This window comes from Streptomyces sp. NPDC058664 (genome assembly GCF_042716635.1).
Classification (GTDB): domain Bacteria; phylum Actinomycetota; class Actinomycetes; order Streptomycetales; family Streptomycetaceae; genus Streptomyces.
On sequence record NZ_JBHXRW010000005.1, the window covers coordinates 162,382 to 178,699 of the forward strand.

General features: G+C 73.9%; 9 protein-coding genes. 2 read left to right on the forward strand and 7 right to left on the reverse strand.

The features are described from left to right. The first annotated feature begins 130 nt into the window (after positions 1–130). Together ACFWUY_RS06540 and ACFWUY_RS06545 are read left to right on the forward strand one after the other, a co-directional pair. Entirely contained in the window at positions 131–4,801 is a 4,671-nt protein-coding gene (locus tag ACFWUY_RS06540; protein ID WP_384102720.1) for an aminotransferase class I/II-fold pyridoxal phosphate-dependent enzyme, read from the forward strand. Next, positions 4,801–5,604, forward strand: a complete 804-nt coding sequence (locus ACFWUY_RS06545; RefSeq protein ID WP_384102722.1) for a class I SAM-dependent methyltransferase — start codon at positions 4,801–4,803, stop codon at positions 5,602–5,604. Before ACFWUY_RS06540 ends, ACFWUY_RS06545 begins: the two co-directional genes overlap by 1 nt. Here the strand turns inward: ACFWUY_RS06545 and ACFWUY_RS06550 are convergent. From ACFWUY_RS06550 to ACFWUY_RS06580, 7 genes are read right to left on the reverse strand one after another with little or no spacing between them, the layout of a single operon-like run. Then, positions 5,595–6,875 (reverse strand): beta-galactosidase, encoded by a 1,281-nt coding sequence (locus ACFWUY_RS06550; RefSeq protein ID WP_384102724.1) that lies wholly within the window; start codon positions 6,873–6,875, stop codon positions 5,595–5,597. The two genes, ACFWUY_RS06545 and ACFWUY_RS06550, sit on opposite strands and share 10 nt — an antisense overlap. Continuing rightward, on the reverse strand, positions 6,872–7,966 hold the full coding sequence (locus tag ACFWUY_RS06555; protein WP_384102726.1) for a glycosyltransferase family 4 protein: 1,095 nt from the start codon (positions 7,964–7,966) through the stop codon (positions 6,872–6,874). The genes ACFWUY_RS06550 and ACFWUY_RS06555 overlap by 4 nt, the downstream gene beginning before the upstream one ends. Beyond that, the gene (locus ACFWUY_RS06560; protein ID WP_384102728.1) at positions 7,953–9,626 is read right to left on the reverse strand and encodes an ArnT family glycosyltransferase; all 1,674 of its coding nucleotides are present in this window, start codon (positions 9,624–9,626) and stop codon (positions 7,953–7,955) included. The genes ACFWUY_RS06555 and ACFWUY_RS06560 overlap by 14 nt, the downstream gene beginning before the upstream one ends. Further along, a complete protein-coding gene (locus tag ACFWUY_RS06565) occupies positions 9,623–10,507 on the reverse strand; it encodes a PIG-L deacetylase family protein (RefSeq protein WP_384102731.1) in 885 nt (294 codons plus the stop codon). Before ACFWUY_RS06565 ends, ACFWUY_RS06560 begins: the two co-directional genes overlap by 4 nt. After that, the gene (locus tag ACFWUY_RS06570) at positions 10,489–12,339 is read right to left on the reverse strand and encodes a glycosyltransferase (protein ID WP_384102733.1); all 1,851 of its coding nucleotides are present in this window, start codon (positions 12,337–12,339) and stop codon (positions 10,489–10,491) included. The genes ACFWUY_RS06565 and ACFWUY_RS06570 overlap by 19 nt, the downstream gene beginning before the upstream one ends. Next, entirely contained in the window at positions 12,336–14,834 is a 2,499-nt protein-coding gene (locus ACFWUY_RS06575; RefSeq protein WP_384102735.1) for a lipopolysaccharide biosynthesis protein, read from the reverse strand. The genes ACFWUY_RS06570 and ACFWUY_RS06575 overlap by 4 nt, the downstream gene beginning before the upstream one ends. Beyond that, on the reverse strand, positions 14,831–16,315 hold the full coding sequence (locus ACFWUY_RS06580) for a glycosyltransferase family 4 protein (RefSeq protein WP_384102737.1): 1,485 nt from the start codon (positions 16,313–16,315) through the stop codon (positions 14,831–14,833). The genes ACFWUY_RS06575 and ACFWUY_RS06580 overlap by 4 nt, the downstream gene beginning before the upstream one ends. Between the last annotated feature and the right edge of the window lie 3 nt (positions 16,316–16,318).

Consider the following 16,318-nt stretch of genomic DNA (forward strand, 5'->3'; position numbering starts at 1 on the left):
CGGGCCGGCGCGCGCACGACGCCGAGATGCAGCAGCCCCTGGGGCCCCGGAGAATGGACACGGTACGGGGTCCGTATCCGCGACCAGGGCGCTCCCGACGGCGTCCGACCCGGCAAGGGGGCGGTCGACCATGTCGCTGCGCCAGCCGAACCGGCCGCTCGCCGCGACCGGAAGACTGCGCCGATGGGTCCTGCTGTACCTCCTGACCGTGGCTCTCCTCACGGTCGCCTACCTGAAGTTCCCCGCCCGGCACACCATCCTGTGGGCGCTCATCGGCCTCGTCGGCGTCGTCGCCATCCTGGTCGGAGTCCGTCTGCACCGGCCCGCACGGCGCTGGCCCTGGCTGGTGCTCGCCGCGGCCAACCTGACCTTCGTGGGCGGCGACACCGCCTACAACGCGCTGGAGGCCTTCTACGGCCAGACCAGACCCTTCCCGTCCGTCGCGGACGCCCTGTACCTGGCTACCTACCCGCTGTTCGCCATCGGTCTGTTCGGCTTCATCCGCTACCGGGCCACGGGCCGCGACCTCGGCGTCGTCCTCGACGCGCTGATCCTCACCTCGGGCCTCGCACTGCTCTCCTGGGTCAACCTCATCACCCCGCTGGCCAGGAGCGAGGACATGAGCTGGATCCAGAAGGCCATCTCCATCGCGTACCCCCTCGGTGACGTGCTGATGCTGGCCATGCTCGCCCGGCTCCTCGTCCCCGGCGGCCTGAGATCCCGGTCCGTGCAGCTCCTCGCCCTCGGCACCTGCGGCATCCTCGCCTCCGACGTCATCTACGGCACCCTCCAGCTCAAGGGCACCTGGCAGGTCGGCACCCCCTGGGACCTGGGCTGGGTCGTCTTCTTCACCGCCTGGGGCCTCGCCGCCCTCCACCCCTCCATGAGGGGCCTCACCGAACGCGCCCCCGAACCGCCCCCGCGCGTCGCCGAACGTCGGCTCGCGCTGCTCGCCGGTGCCTCGCTCGTCGCCCCCGCGCTGCTCCTGTTCCAGTCGCTGCGCCAGGACCGGGCGCAGGACATCGCCGTCATCGCGATCTTCTCGGCCCTGATGTTCCTGCTGGTCCTCGCCCGGCTCTGGGGCATGATGAACGACCACGGCAAGGCCGAGGCGCGCGAGCACAGCCTCAGGAACGCCGCCGCCTCCCTCGTCGCGGCCCTGAGCCCCCGTGAGGTGGCCGGAGCCGTGGAGACGGCGTCCGCGACGCTCTTCGGGCCCGGCACCGGGCACCGGGCCCTGCTTCTCATCCGGGACCGCCGGGGCGGCCTCAGCGCCGTGGCCACCGCCGGACACCCCTGGAGCTGCCGCACCGACGTGCTGGCCCGGCCCACGACCGGCAGGTGGAGCCGCCCCCCGACCGAGGGGCCGCCCCCGTCCCCGGTCTCTCACCAGGTCCGGTCCCCGACCTCTCACCAGACTCAGCCTCCGGCCTCTCACCAGGCCCGGCCCCCGGCCGACGGGCCGCCCCGGCCCCAGGACCCCGCCGGGACCCGGCCACCGACGGCCGTGCCGGCCCCGCCGGACGCGATCTGGCCCGAGTCGGTCGCCGACGGCACCCGGCTCCTCCCCGTGGACCGGCTCGACCCCGCCGTCGCCGCGGAACTCGCACCCGAGCCGTTCGCCCTCCTCTGCCCCCTGGAACTCCAGGCCCCGGCGGGCTCCGAACCGCTCCTCGGCGTCCTGATCCTCGCGGGCCCCGAGAAGAAGCTCGCCGAGATCTCGGCTTCCGCCCAGTCCCTCGCCTCCCAGGCGGCCCTGGCCATCGAACGCTTCGACCTCAGCGAGGAGGTCAACCGCCGCACCAGCGAGGCCTACTTCCGCACCCTCGTCCACAACACCTCGGACGTCATCCTGATCGTCGACGACGACGACACCGTCCGCTACGCCAGCCCCTCCGCCGAGACGATGTTCGGCCGCTCGCTCCTCCCCGGCACGCCCCTCACCGACCTCGTCGCCCCCGCCGACACGGCCGCCGCCCGGCGCCTCCTCGCCGACACGCGGTCCAGTACCTCCGTCGACATCAGGGACGACTGGAAACTCGTCCACGGCGGCTCCGCCGACCTGGAGGCCGAGGTCCGCTGCAGCAACCTCCGCGACGAGCGCACCGTGCACGGCCTCGTCCTCACCCTCCGTGACGTGACCGAGCAGCGGAAACTGGAACGGGAACTGACCCACCGGGCGTTCCACGACTCCCTCACCGGGCTCCCCAACCGCGTACTCCTCCTCGAACGGGTCGAGCGCGCGCTGCTCCGGGGCCGCCGCGAATCCACGCTGAGCTGCATGCTCTTCGTCGACCTCGACGACTTCAAGGTCGTCAACGACACCATGGGGCACTCCGTCGGCGACGAACTCCTGGTCGCCGTCGCCCGCCGCCTCACCTCCGTCCTGCGGCTCAGCGACACGGCGGCCCGGCTCGGCGGCGACGAGTTCGCCGTCCTCATCGAGGGCGCACGGGAACCCCGCGACGCCGAGACCCTGGCTGCGGAGATCGTGCACGCCCTGAGCCAGCCCTTCCACCTCACCGACGGAGCCGTGTCCGTCTCGACCAGCGTCGGCATCGCGACCGTCCTCGACAGCGCCCACGCCGAGGAACTCCTCGGCCACGCCGACCTCGCCCTGTACGCGGCCAAGGCGGCCGGGAAGAAGAGATGGCGCCTCTTCCACCCCGACTTCCACTCCCGCCTCGTCGCCCGGCACGAACTCCAGGCCGGTATGGACACGGCCATCGCCGACCACTCGTTCGCCCTGCGCTACCAGCCGATCGTCGAGGTGCGCGACGGTGCGCCGGCCGGGCTCGAAGCGCTCGTCCGCTGGTCGCACGCCCGCCGCGGCATGGTCCCGCCGGACCAGTTCATCGCCCTCGCCGAGGAGAGCGGCCACATCATGCCGCTCGGCTCCTGGGTCCTCGAACACGCCGCGCTCGACATCGCCCGCTGGCAGCGCGCCCGCCCCGGGCGGGCCCCCCTGTACGCCAGCGTCAACGTGTCCGCCCGCCAGTTCCGCGACCCCGGGTTCCTCGACGGCGTACGGCGCACCCTCCACTCCTCGGGGCTCGCCCCCGGGTCCCTCGTCCTGGAGCTCACCGAGACCGTCCTCATGCGCAGGGACGCCCAGATCAAGACCACCATGGCCGCCCTCAAGGACCTGGGCGTCTCCATCGCCATCGACGACTTCGGCACCGGCTTCTCCTCGCTCAGCTACCTCCGCGAGTTCCCCATCGACGTCCTCAAGGTCGACAAGTCCTTCATCGACGACATCGCGACCGATCCGCAGCAGGTGGCGCTCGTGGAGGGCATCGTGCGCATCGCCGACGTCCTCGGCCTCCAGGTCGTCGCCGAGGGCATCGAGAACGAGCAGCAGCGGGCGCTCCTCGCCGAGATGGGCTGTACGTACGGCCAGGGCTATCTGTTCGCCCGCCCCATGACCGTCCATCAGGCCGAGTCCTATCTGCACCGCGCCCCGTCCTCGGCCGGGCGGCCCGCCACCCGATTGGCCCCCCGGCCCACCGTCCGCCCCGCTTCCCCGGCGGGGCACCCGCCGCGCGCGGCCCGCTGGCGCGACCTCGAACACCTCCAGCGGACCAGCCGCATGTGCGACGCCGTCATCGACGAGATCGACGGCCGCCGCATCCGTGTCGGCGAGGACTGGCTCATCGACTTCGCCTCCTGCAACTACCTGGGCCTCGACCTCGACCCGGAGGTCATCGACGCGATCGAGCCGGAGGTCAGGAGGTGGGGCACCCATCCCAGCTGGTCCCGGCTCCTCGGCAGCCCCCGGCTCTACCCCTGGATCGAGGAGCGGCTGACCGAACTCCTCGGCGCGCCCGACACCCTGCTGCTGCCCACCATCACCCTCATCCACCAGTCGGTGATCCCGATCCTCGCCGGCACCGGGCAGATCTTCGTCGAGGCACAGGCCCACCGCACCGTGTACGACGGCTGCGTCGCCGCCCGCTGCCAGGGCGCCGAGATCCACCGCTTCCACGCCGAACGGCCCGACGAACTGGCGGCGCTGCTGCGCGGCGCGCCCGCCGACGCGAGCCGGCTCGTCTGCATGGACGGCGTCAACAGCATGACCGGCAACTTCCCCGACCTGTCCGCCCTGACCCGGATCTGCCGGGAGAACGGCGCCCTCCTGTACATCGACGACGCCCACGGCTTCGGCGTCATCGGTGAGCGCCGCCCGGGCGAGAGCAGCCCGTACGGCTCGCGCGGCAACAGCATCGTCCGGCACCTCGGGGAGACCTACGAGGACCTGGTCCTGGTCGGGGGCTTCTCCAAGGCGTTCTCCTCGCTGCTCGCCTTCCTCGCCGTCCCCAAGTGGCTCAAGGACCACCTCAAGGTGGCGGCGGCCCCCTACCTGTACTCCGGACCGTCGCCGACGGCCTCGCTCGCCACCGCTCTCGCCGGTCTCGACGTCAACGACGAGCGGGGGGACGAGATCCGGGCCGCCCTCTACCGCAAGACGGCCCGCGTCCTCGGCCATGTGCGCGCCCTGGGCATCGCCACGCCCAACACGGACGGGCTGCCGATCGTCGAGGTGCCCCTCGCCCGTGCCGAGGACCTCGACGCCGTCGCCTCCTTCCTCTGGGACCACGGAATCTACGTGACGCTCGCCTCCTATCCGCTGGTCCCGCGCGACCGGGTCGGCTTCCGCGTCCAGATCACCGCGGCGAACACGGACGAGGAGATCGAGGAGCTGTGCGGGGTCCTCACCGAACTCGCCGGCCGCTTCTCCCTGCAGGCCGTCCCCGCCGTCCGCCCCGGCAGCGTCGGGGCCGGCCGGGCACCGGAGAAGTGATGGTCCGGCGGACGCGGGGGAGCGCAGCGGACCCTCCGGGGACGTTCCGGGTACGCCGCAACCGGGACGCCGACTGGAACATCTGGCCCGTCGCCGACTACCTCGCCGAGAACTACCGCCAGCTCCACCCCTGCGACATCGGCGTCATCCGCCACCACGCCGCCGTCTACCGGCGCCGTGCCCCCGGCAGCCTGGCCCGCACCCTCGAACTCGGCGCGGGCCCCAACCTCTACCCGCTGATGCTGGCCGGTGCCGCCAGCCGCCGCATCGACGCCCTCGAACCCAGCGACGCCGGCGTCCGCTATCTCCGCCGCCAGCTCGACACGGGCCCCGACGACAGCTGGGAGCCCTTCTACCGGCTGTGCCGCTCCCTCGACCCCGCCCTCCCCGCGAGCTGCGCGGAGGCGCTCCGCCCGGTACGGGTCGTGCGGGGCACGGCCGAGGACCTCGCACCCGGCACCTATGACCTGGCCTCGATGAACTTCGTCGCCGAGAGCGTCACCGAGGACTTCGACGAGTTCACCGCCATCTGCACCGCCTTCGTCCGGGCCGTCCGCCCCGGCGGCCTGCTCCTCGCCGCCTTCATGGAGCGCATGCCGAGCTACCGCATCGGCGCGGGACCGGTCTGGCCCGCCTGCCCGGTCGACGAGACCGACCTGCGCACCGTGTTCACGCCCCTCACCGCCGGCCTGCGCGTCGCCCGGCTCGCGAAGGACCGCACCCTGCCCGAGTACGGGGACACCGGCATCCTGCTCCTGACGGCCCGACGGTGGGACACGGCGGGTCCGCGGCCTCAGCGATGACGCCGGATCGTCTCCGCGTACTCCGCGAGCGAGGAGCCCGGCGTCCCGTCGTACAACTGCCGGTCGAAGGCCCACATCATGCCTTCGAGCCCGCAGGACGCCATCTGCCGGTACGCCGTCTCCGTCACACCGGGACGGTACGGGGCCACCTGAGGACCCGCGCTCTCCCCGGTCAGCCGGTTGAAGCCGGCGCTCCGGGCCACTGCCACCACCCAGCGCGCCGAGGACCAGTCGCGCACCACCGCGTCGTCCGGATCGGACAGGTCCGTCCCGGCGTCGGCCGGCGCGCAGCCGTTGTCGTCGGGGTCGCCCGTGCCGTCCACCAGGGCGGTGGTGACGATCCGCACCGTCTCCCGGTGCTCGACCCGGGGGAGGGTCACGAAGAACCCGGCGCCGCGCGCGACGAGCCGGATCGACGGCGAGTCGACGAGCCGGGCGTCGACGGCCGCCCGCAGGTCCGAGGGGTAGAAACCGGACCCGGGCACCAGGACCTTGAGCGCTCCCGCGTACCCGAGCGAGGTGTACAGGTCCAGCTGCCAGTTCACGGCCCCGGCCAGCGCCCCGGCGTACCAGTCGTACCAGTGCGCCACCTGCTCCCGGGTGAACGGCTTCCCCCGGTACGTGCGCTCCCCGGGCCGCCACCCCGGGTAGGGGCTGCTCCGCTGGGCGTGGTCGTCGTACGCCCAGAACTCGCCGGGGCCGTCACTCTCCGACAGGGGGGACGGGTAGGCGAACTCTCCGTTCTCGTTGACGCCGACCCGGACCGCCCAGAAGTTCTCGAGGCCGATCAGCCGGTCCACGGCGCGCGCGTACGCGGCGATGTGTTTCCGTACCGGCCCGCTGAACACCATGTTCGGCGTCTCCGTGGACCGCACGCCGAACTGGTTCACGTAGACGGACTCGGGGAAGGCGTCCGGCAGCCAGGACGGCGGGTGGTTGAGGCCGATCCCCGCCTCCACCCGCAGCCCCGCGTCGCGGAAGGCGTTCAGCCGGTCCCGGACCTCGCGCGCGTACTCCTCGTCGTACTCGCCCCGCTCCGGCTCGAACCTGCTCCAGTCGATCTGGAGGTGGGCCACCCGGATGCCGTGCTCGTACTCGGTGCGCGCCCGGTCCGGTTCGGTCTGGAGGGTGCCGTACCAGTACGGCTGCGGCTCCGGGTGCGGCGCCTCGTCCCGCAGCACGCCGAACACCCCCACGAGCAGCAGGAGCACCGCGAGCAGCGCGGTCGCGGCCGGCGCGCCACGGGAGCCCCTCCACCGCAGCGCCCTCATGACAGCAGTTCCCTGTACAGGGCCGCGTACCGGGCCGCGAACGGCTCGGGCCCGAAGTGCTCCTCGACCAGCGCCCGGCCCCGTTCCGCGAGCACGTCCCAGGAGCGCGGCTGGTCGAGCAGCCAGGCCAGCTGCTGCCCGGTGCGGCGCGCGTCGCCCGCCGGGGCCCGCAGCACCGCGTGGCCGAAGTCGGCGAACTGCGGGAGGTCGCTGAGGATCGCCGGGCGTCCGGAGGCGAGCGCCTGGAGGACGGTGAGCGGTATGTCCGCCTTGCCGCCGAGCACGGGCGGCGGGAACAGCAGCACCTGGACGGAGGCGATCAGCGCGTGCATGTCCTCGACGTAGCCGCGCACCTCGAAGTCCGTGAGCCCCGCCGCACCGGCCCGCTCCCGCAGCGCCTCGTCGAGGACCGCGTTGTCCTGCCCCGGGCGTCCGCGCATCGCGAGCACCAGCCGGAACCTCGCCCCCGTCCGTACCGCCTCCGCCGCCGCGTCGATCGCCAACTCCGCCCCGCCGTCCGCGTCGTGGTGCCCCGCGAACAGCACCACGGGAAACCCCGCGGGGCGCGGCAGGTACGGCCACGCGTCCAGACCGATCATGGGCGGTACGACCCGTACGTCCCCGAAGTCCGCCGCCCTCAGCCGGCGCGCCATCGACCCGGACAGGGCGACCGTCGTCCCCAGCGGCCGGACGTGCGTCAGGTAGCGGGCGTCCATCACCCCGGGCACGGTGTGGACGACCGGCCGCCTCCCGAGCAGCAGCGGGCGCAGCCACGAGAAGGCCGGGAAGGTGCGGCCGATGGTCAGGAAGGCGTGCACCAGGTCGACGCGGCGGGCGAGCACGGCCCCGGCGAGCGCGGACTGGATCCGCTCGGGAACGTGCGGCACACCGTCCCGGGAGAGCATGCGGACGGGCCGCCCGCGTGTCGGCGAGGGCTGCCGCCGGCCCGGCCACTGGGAGAACCAGACGAAGTCCACGTCGGGCAGCTCCTCGAGGACGTCGGCGGCGAGCCGCACGTCACAGCCGTCCGCCCCGTCCAGCGGGCTGCTGGTCAGGAGCAGGACGCGGGGCCGCCGCTCAGCGTGGTGCATCGCCCGCCTCCGCCACGGGAGCCACCGGCCCCGGCGCCGGGAGCAGCGGCCCCGTCACGGCGGAACCGGGCACGGCGAGTTCCGTGACGCTCGGTCCCGGCAGCGGCGACGGCAGCCGGTACAGGGCCAGCGTGCCGTAGGTGGGCCCGTCGAACGCGAACACCGGTCGCAGCCCGTCCGTGAGGCGTTCCACCTCCGCGAGCGTGTAGTGCCCGTATCCCTGTTCGAGGACCTGCCACGGCACGACCATGTACCTGGCGTCGTTGGCCGACCGCTGCTCGGGCGTCAGCCAGTGGCCGAGCCGGTAGGTGTCGTTCAGCGTCCAGTTCGTCACGCCCCGGGTCCGTTGTCCGTCCACGGTGACGATCCCGCTGCCCGCCGGCGCGTGGGTGAGCAGATACGCCTGGAGGCGCTGGAAGCCGTCGTCGGGCGTCCACCGGTCCTTCGCGTAGACCGCGGCGGGGACGGAGAGGAGCGCCGCGAGGACGCCGCAGGCCACCAGGCGCAGCCCGCGCCGCTGCCGGGACGGCATCGGGACGGTGACGGCGAGCGCCACCAGGTTCGGGACGAACAGCAGGTACAGCGCCTGCTCCTCCAGGGTGCCCACGCCGAGCGCGTACCCCAGGGTGACGATCGCCGAGGCGTGGAAGAGCGCGAGCAGCCGGTACACCGGCTCCCTGCGGCGCAGCAGCAGGACGAGCGCCACGGGGGTGAGGACGAGCAGCAGGTACGTCGTCCCGTACGCGGGGAGTTCGGCGAGGAGCCGGCCCGCGAGCGAGGGCGTGCCCTCCGCGTTGAAGCCGGTCTCCTGCACGACCCCGAGGAGCCGGCGCACGCCGGCGGTCTTCGCGTCCCGGAAGGCGTCGAAGTGTCCGAAGACGGCCACCAGGGCCACGTACACGGCGTACGCGAGGACCGCGGTCGCCGTGGTCAGGGCGACGAGGCGCCGGGGCGGGCCCCAGCCGAGGGTCAGGGCGGCGAGCAGCGGAAGCACGGTGATCAGCACCGCGTGATCCTTCGTCAGGATCGCGCACCCGAGGAACAGCCCGGCGAGCAGCGCCCGCGCCCGGGGCCGGGCGGGTGGATCGGGTCCGGTCAGACCCACCAGGACCAGGTACCCGGCGAGGACCCACACCATCGTCCCGGTCTCCAGGAGCACCCGGTCGTTCTGCCGGATGCAGAACTGGTCCAGGGCGAACACCAGGCCGGCGACCACCCCGGCGCCGCGCGAGCGCACCCGGGCGACGAGGAACACCAGGAGGGCCGCGGTGACCCCGGCCAGGAGCGCGTTGAGCACCCGGGAGGAGTGCACGCCCGCGATGACGTCGGCGTGCTCCCCGACCACTTTCGTCCAGCCCGCCTCCACGTAGAAGTAGCCGGGCGGGTGGAGGAAGAACAGGCCCTCGTCGGTGCTGGGGAAGCCGCCCGCGGCGGCGCTCTCCCCGAGCCTCCGGTAGATCGGCTCGTCGATGAACAGGTCGCCGGACCGCCCGATCTGCACGAGCCGCAGGATCACGGTGAGCAGCGCCACCCCCGCCGCGTACACGGCGGTGGGCACGGGGCCGTGCCGCTTGTGCGCACGCGGGGGCGGGGCGGGGACGGTGGACGTTGTCGCTTGGGCGCGGGAGGACGCGGGAGCGGCGGTGCGGGGGACGGTCACGGCGCACCTCCGCCGGTACGGATCCGCGGATCGGGGTCGGGCGGGGAAGCCGGGTCCGTGGCCGGGGACCGGGTCTCGTCGGCCGCCTCGGGCAGCAGATAGACCTCGGGCACGCGCGGGACGCGGCCTTCGGGGAACAGGGCGCGGGCCTGGGTCCGGTACTCCCGGATCAGCTCCGCCTTCCGGTCGAGGCCCCGCTCCCAGGCGCGGGCCACCAGCCGGTGCCGGCCGGTGAACAGGGGGTCGGCGGAGGCGTGCCGGTTGTACGGGAAGTCGCTGTAGTACACGACCCGGCGGCCGCTCCGCTCGGCGGCGGTGCGGACCAGGACGTGGTCGGCGTGCCCGCCCACGCCGAGGGGGGCGAGGAGCAGACCGCCGGTGGGGCCGGGCAGCAGGGCGTCGACGGTCTCCCCGACGGCGCGCAGCGTCCCGGCGTCGTACGGGGAGACGTGCCCCCGGGAGAGGTGCAGCCGGTACGTCGGGTACACGTGGGCCACTTCGGGCAGGAACCGGGCGAGCCGCTCCGTGCCGTACCGGGACCGCGGGAGCCGCCGGAACAGGCCGTCGACCAGGCCCGCGTGACACAGCCGGACACCGAGCCGCTCCAGGGCCCGCCGGTCCTCGGCCCGCCGCTCGGCGTACAGCTCCTCCGCGTCGTCGGCGCCGATCTGCTTCAGGTACTGCCGCGCGGAGAGGGTGTACGGCGGCGGCGCGGCCTCCGTGAACAGCGTGGCGACCGTCACCGGCGCCCGGCGCCCGGCCCATCCGAGCAGTCCGCCGCAGGACAGGACGGCGTCGTCCAGGTGCGGGGAGAGCACCAGGACCGGGGCACCCGATCCGACGACGGTCCGGACGAAACGGGTCAGCGGGTCATCTGCCATGACGCACCTCTCTTCCTCGGCCGTCGTGCGGCGACGGGTGCGTCCAGAAGCCGGTGGGTCAGGGCCAGGTACCGGCCCGTCATCTCGTCCCACGTGTAGTGCTGGGCGACGAGCCCGGCGCGTCGTCCCAAGCGGCGGCGGAGCGCCGCGTCCGTGGCCAGCTCGCCCATCCGCTCGCCGAACGCCGCCACGTCGAACGGCGGCACGGCCACGTCGCCGCCGTCGCGCATCCAGCGCAGCGCGGGCAGGTCGAAGTGGAGGACGGGCTTGCCGTACGACATGCCTTCGAGGGCCACCAGGCCGAAGGTCTCGTGGCGGGACGGCATCACCAGGAAGGCGCTGTCGCGCAGCAGCTGGCGCTTGCGCTCCTCCTCGGCGTATCCCACCCAGTGGATCCGGGTGTCCGGTCCGTGGCCGTGGGCGGCGAGGAGCGCGGCGAACCGGCGCTCCTCGGCCGGGGTTCCGCTGCCCGCGAGGAGCAGGTCCAGCGGCGGCGAGGCCCGCTCGTACGCGTCGAGCAGCAGGTCGAGGCCCTTCACCCAGGTGTCGATCCGCCCCAGACAGAGGATGAACTGCCCCGTTCCGAGCCGGGTCTCGTCGAGCGTGCGCTGCTCGACCCCGTTGGCGATCACCTGCACGTCGGCCCGGGGGCTGAGCCGCTGCACCACCGAACCGTCCGCCGCGTTCATCACCACGATGTGCCGGTAGCAGCGCAGCCCGAGACGCTCCACCACGAAGAAGGGGATGTGGTAGCGCCGCCACAGGACCTCGGCGCTGCGGCCCTGGTCGATGCCGACGACGGGGGCGCCCGTCGACAGGGGCAGGAAACTCGTCGAGAACGGCGGGGTGAAGCTCTCCAGCCACAGGTCGTGCCGGATGCGGCGGGCCACGAACGGCAGCAGCGTCAGGAACAGCAGCTGTCCGCCGCGCGGGCCCGCCCGGCACACGGGCAGCCGGACGTACCGGATGCCGTTCCGCTCCTCGGTGCCGGCGTTCCGGCCCGCCGTCACGACGGTCACCCGGAAGTCCTCGGCGAGCCGGCGGGCCACCTTTCCGATGACCAGGGCGCCGCCGCCCCGGTAGGCGGGGTTCTCCGCGTCGTCGTAGACGGACATCACCACGTGCCGCCTTCGCCGATCCGCCACGGAGGCCTCCTGCCGTACCGCACCTGCTCCTTCCTCTTCCCGTATCGCGTCGAGGATCCGGTCGAGGGCCTCGGACGCCACCAGGGACGGCGGCCGTTCGCCGTCGAGCCGTGCGATCCGCGGCAACCGCCGCGACCAGCTCCGGTAGCGGGCCCACCACACGGTCGGGGGGCCGGCGATCTCCTCCCAGCCCCGGCCCCGCAGGGTGTCGGCCCCGGTCTCCACGAGCAGGGTCAGACCGTAGCGGCCGGCGATCCGGCGGAAGACGGACGCCGCCCCCGAGCCGGCCGGCAGGTCGAACTTCACCAGGCCGTCGAGCGGCCCGCGGTCCGTCAGGACCGCGGCCTCCCCGCCGCGCGCCCGCAGCCCCGCCCGGAGCCCGGCGACCCTGATCCGGGCCGCGAGCTCCCCGGCGTCCAGGAGCGCGTGGGCACGGCGCAGACGGGATCCCCGGCGCTCGGGATCCGTGGCACGCCGTGCCCACTCGCCCCCACCCGGTTCCTCCGTCTCCCTCACCCGTGGCGGAACCGGGAACCGGCGGCACAGGAAGCAGCCGTAGCAGTGCAGGGTGACGACGGTGACCCCGCGCTCGCCGAGCAGTGCGGCGAGCCGGCGGACCAGCGAGGACTTGCCGGCGCCGTCGGGCCCGGACACGGCGACGAGGAGAGGGCCTCGTGAGTTCGTCATGGCACTCGCCTCCGCAGTCTCTTGGTCACCACGAGCGGTACCCGGAGGGACGCCTCACGGGTCGCGGTACGCACCCGGCCCTCACGGAGGAGGTGGCCGGAGTGTTCGGCCCCCGCCCGGAGCGAGGTGCGCACCGGGAGCGGCAACGGCAGGGGTACCGACTCGCCCCGGTCGAGCCGGGCCATCGCCTCGACGGCGGTGGCGAGCACTTGGCGGCCGCCCGTGCACCAGCCCTCGCCGACAGCCTCGTCACGGGCCTCCGTCAGGACGTCGGGGTGCAACAGCGAACGCAGCGCGAGGAGTTCGGACAGGTCCAGGCTCAGGTTCTGGAAGAGGGCGTGTGCCAGCCAGATTCGCAGCCGGTCGGCGGGGCACGGCGTCAACCAGGCGTAGCCGTGCCCGTGATCGTGGCCGTCGGTCCCGCCCTCCGGACACGCGGGTGTTCCGGCGCGGGCGAAGAGACGCTCGGTCGGGACGATCGGCACCCCGAACCACGAGACCGAACCGTGCAGGTGCGCGGCCGGGCCGGTCAGGGGTTCCAGGAGCACCTTGCTGGACCGCTCCAGCCAGTACGTCGTGCGGTGCGCGTACCAGCCGTCGAGCGCGGCCTGTGCCGCCCGCAGCCGTCCCGGAGGCACCACCAGGTCGAAGTTGCCGTACACGTAGTCCCCCGCCAGGTCGGCCTTGATCAGCACGGTCGGGATGCCCGCCGCACGCAGCCGGCCGGTGGACTCGACGAGGTTGCGCCGGAAGAGGCCGGTCGCGTTCTCCACCTCGGCGAGGGTCGCCGCGAGCTGCCCGGGGTACGCGCGGGCCAGCCGGCCCTCGACCTGGTTGCGCCGGGCCACGGCCAGGGCTCCGAGGAGTTCCTCGTCACCGGCGGGCCGGACCCGGCCCCGCCACACGGCGTCGACGAGGAGTGCCACGGACCGCTCACCGGGGGCCGCGGGCAGGGCTTCCGGCCGCGCGGCCGGCCGGACGTCGAGCCGTTCGGCCGTCCACTCCGGCCCGCGGCCCGGAACGGATCCGGTGTCCACACCCGGGGCACTCGCGTCGGCGTCGGGCGGGGGGATCACCCCGGAAGCGGGGACGAGGGCGCGGCGCCACCCGAAGAAGCGCCACAGGGCGCCCGCCGTGACCGTCAGCGCGGCGGCGAACCAGACGACGGTGTACGGGCGGAGCAGCACGAGGGCCCCGGCGAGCGCGAGCAGCGGCAGCACCACGCGTACGAACGGTCGTTTCGCGAGCCCGAACCCGTGGAGACGGGCGTGCCGCGCGGTCAGCAGGGCCAGAGCGGCGACGGTGCCGCACAGCCCGCCGATCGCCATGCCGAGCACTCCACCTGCGACCCAGCCGGACACCAGGGCGGTCACGTACAGGACGAGGCCCACGAGCAACGTCCGCAGACACGCGTAGTCGTTGACGGCCTGCGCGAACGTGACGAGCAACGCGAGCGCGCCGAGCGCGAGACCCGCCGTCGCCGTGCAGACCAGCAGGGTGGAGACCGTCGCGTACCCCGAGGGGAAGACCGCCGTGAGCACCGCGCCCGGCACCGTCGCGGCCACCACCGTCAGCGGCAGTGCCGCCGTCAGGTACATCCGCAGCGCGCCCGCCGTCAGCGGATCACCCGCGTGCCGCCGTGACAGGGCGGGAAGGAAGGCGATCGAGACGGCCCCGGCGAGGAAGAGCGGGACCCGGCCGAGCATGACCGCGGCCTGGTAACTGGCCGCCGCCGCGCGGTCGGTGGGCAGCACCGCGACGAGGACGATGTCCACGGCGGCGAGCAGGGCCACCACGCCCTGGAGCGAGGCGACACCGGCCGCCCGCCGCCACAGCCCCCGGTCGACGGTCACCGCCCGCCACGGGCGGCGCGAACCGCCGCGGAACCGGGGCGGCCGGAAGAACGCGTACGGCAGGACGGCGATCCCGAAGGCCGCGAGGGCGCCCGTCTCGCCGAGGCCGAGCACCGAGACGAAGAACAGCCCCACGCCGAACTTGAGGACGACCTCCACGGTGGTCAGGACCGCCAGGGCCCGCAGCCGTTCGGAGCCCTGGAGCCAGCCGGCGCTGACCCGCGTGAGATAGACGGCGAGGGTGGAGGCGGCGATGACGAGCGTCGTCGGCGTGCTCGCGAACTCCCTCGCCACGCAGCCCACCGCACCCGCCGCGACCGTGCCGCCGACGACGGCCGTGACCATGGCGAAGCGGACCGCCTCGCCGCGCTCGGAGTCCGAGCCGGCCCGGGCGAGCGCCTGCGCCAGCATCCACGGCACGGTGACCACGGCGACCGCGGCGGCGCACACGACGAGCCCCTGGCCCGCGGCGAAGGTGGCGTACTCGGAGACGTCGAGGAGCCGGGTGAGGATCAGGGTGTACGCGTAGTTCAGGACGCCGACGGCGACGACCGCGGTCGCGATCCAGCGCGCGCCGTGCACGGCCGTCACCTCGTCCCGGAGGACGGGGGGCCGTTCCGCGACCCGTCCCGCGGCGGTCACGGCCGCCGCCCCGGGGCCGGGCCGGGCGCGGGACCGCCGTACGGCCGGGCCGCGCCGAGCAGGACGTCGTGGCTGTTGGCCAGGGTGATGTCGGCCTCCGGGACGTCGAGGCGGCGCAGCGCGCTCAACGCCCGTACCTCGTCGCAGCCGTGGAGCAGCAGATGGAAGGCGTCGCCGTCGCGGTGCCAGACGTCGGTCTGCCGCAGGGAATTCCGTACCGCGCGCTCGGTGGTGTCGGGGTCGGGGGAGGTGAAGCGGGTCATGACGGACAGATCGCACGAGGAGCGGCGGGAGCGCCGGTGACGGTGGATCCGGTGAAGGTCCTCGAGGACGACCTGGGCGAGCCGCTCGGCGCTGGCGTCCCAGGAGAAGGCGGCCGCCCAGGTACGGCAGCGGGCCGCGCAGAGCGACCGGGCCTCCGGCGTGGAGAGCGTGTCGAGGGCCGAGGCGATGCCGGCCGCCAGGTCCGCCTCCGGGTCGAGGAGCCAGCCGTTGACGCCCGGCCGGATCGCGTCCCGCAGCCCCGGCACGTCGAAGGCGAGGGCGGGGGTGCCGACGGCGTTCGCCTCGATGACGGTGAGCCCCCAGCCCTCGGCGGCGGACGGCACGACCGTCAGCCATGCCTGGTGGAACAGTTCTTCCTTGCGCGCGTCCGACACGCGCCCGTGGAACACCACGGCGGCCCCGATGCCGAGCCCGGCGGCGAGCTTCCGCAGCGACTCGCCCTCCGGTCCGTCACCGCACAGGTCGACGCGCAGGTCCGGCAGACGCCGCAGCAGCGCGGGCACGGCCCGCAGGACCAGGTCGACGCGCTTCTGCGGCACGAGCCGGCTGACGACGGTGAGCGCGGGGGTCGCGGACCGGTGCCCGGCGGGGGCCGTGAGAGCGGCCCCCGGCCGCCCGTTGGGCACGATGTGGAGAGGATTGCCGAAGCCGAGTTCGCGCCGGGCGCCCTCACGGGTGGAGGGCGAGACGACGACCATCGGCCGCCCCCGGTAGACCCGCCGGCTGACCTGCTTCTCCAGGAGCCGCCCCACGGTGTTCACCGGCCAGTGGAACCGGGTGTCGAACTGGCGCTGGTGGACGTGGTGGATGACGCAGACGTCCGCGGTCCACCGGGGTGTGAACAGCGGCGAGAAGAACGGGATCCCGTTCTGGAAGTCGATCACGGCGTCGTACGCGTGACGGTTCCGCAGCAGGTGCGCCGCGGCGGCCGCGTACACGCCGAACGTGCCGCCGCCGCGCACGATCCGGATCCCGTCGCGGTACTCCCGGGCACGCGCGCCGGGGTGTCGCGAGGAGACGAGGGTGACGTGGGCTCCGGCCGCCGCGAACCGCCGGGCGATCTCCCAGCAGTACGCCTCGGCTCCGCCCGCGTCGGGGTGGTCGGGGTCACGCCAGTTGAGGAAGGCGATGTCGGTACGGGCGAGCCGGTCGAGAGCGGTCACGGGAACCACCGGGTCGACGGGATGCGCGGTCATCGG

Bases quoted from the DNA above. Each gene is read 5' to 3' on its own strand.
- ACFWUY_RS06545 (WP_384102722.1), top strand. From the start codon at position 4,801: ATGGTCCGGCGGACGCGGGGGAGCGCAGCGGACCCTCCGGGGACGTTC.
- ACFWUY_RS06580 (WP_384102737.1), bottom strand. From the start codon at position 16,315: ATGACCGCGCATCCCGTCGACCCGGTGGTTCCCGTGACCGCTCTCGAC.
- ACFWUY_RS06565 (WP_384102731.1), bottom strand. From the start codon at position 10,507: ATGGCAGATGACCCGCTGACCCGTTTCGTCCGGACCGTCGTCGGATCG.
- ACFWUY_RS06555 (WP_384102726.1), bottom strand. From the start codon at position 7,966: ATGCACCACGCTGAGCGGCGGCCCCGCGTCCTGCTCCTGACCAGCAGC.
- ACFWUY_RS06540 (WP_384102720.1), top strand. From the start codon at position 131: ATGTCGCTGCGCCAGCCGAACCGGCCGCTCGCCGCGACCGGAAGACTG.
- ACFWUY_RS06550 (WP_384102724.1), bottom strand. From the start codon at position 6,875: ATGAGGGCGCTGCGGTGGAGGGGCTCCCGTGGCGCGCCGGCCGCGACC.
- ACFWUY_RS06570 (WP_384102733.1), bottom strand. From the start codon at position 12,339: ATGACGAACTCACGAGGCCCTCTCCTCGTCGCCGTGTCCGGGCCCGAC.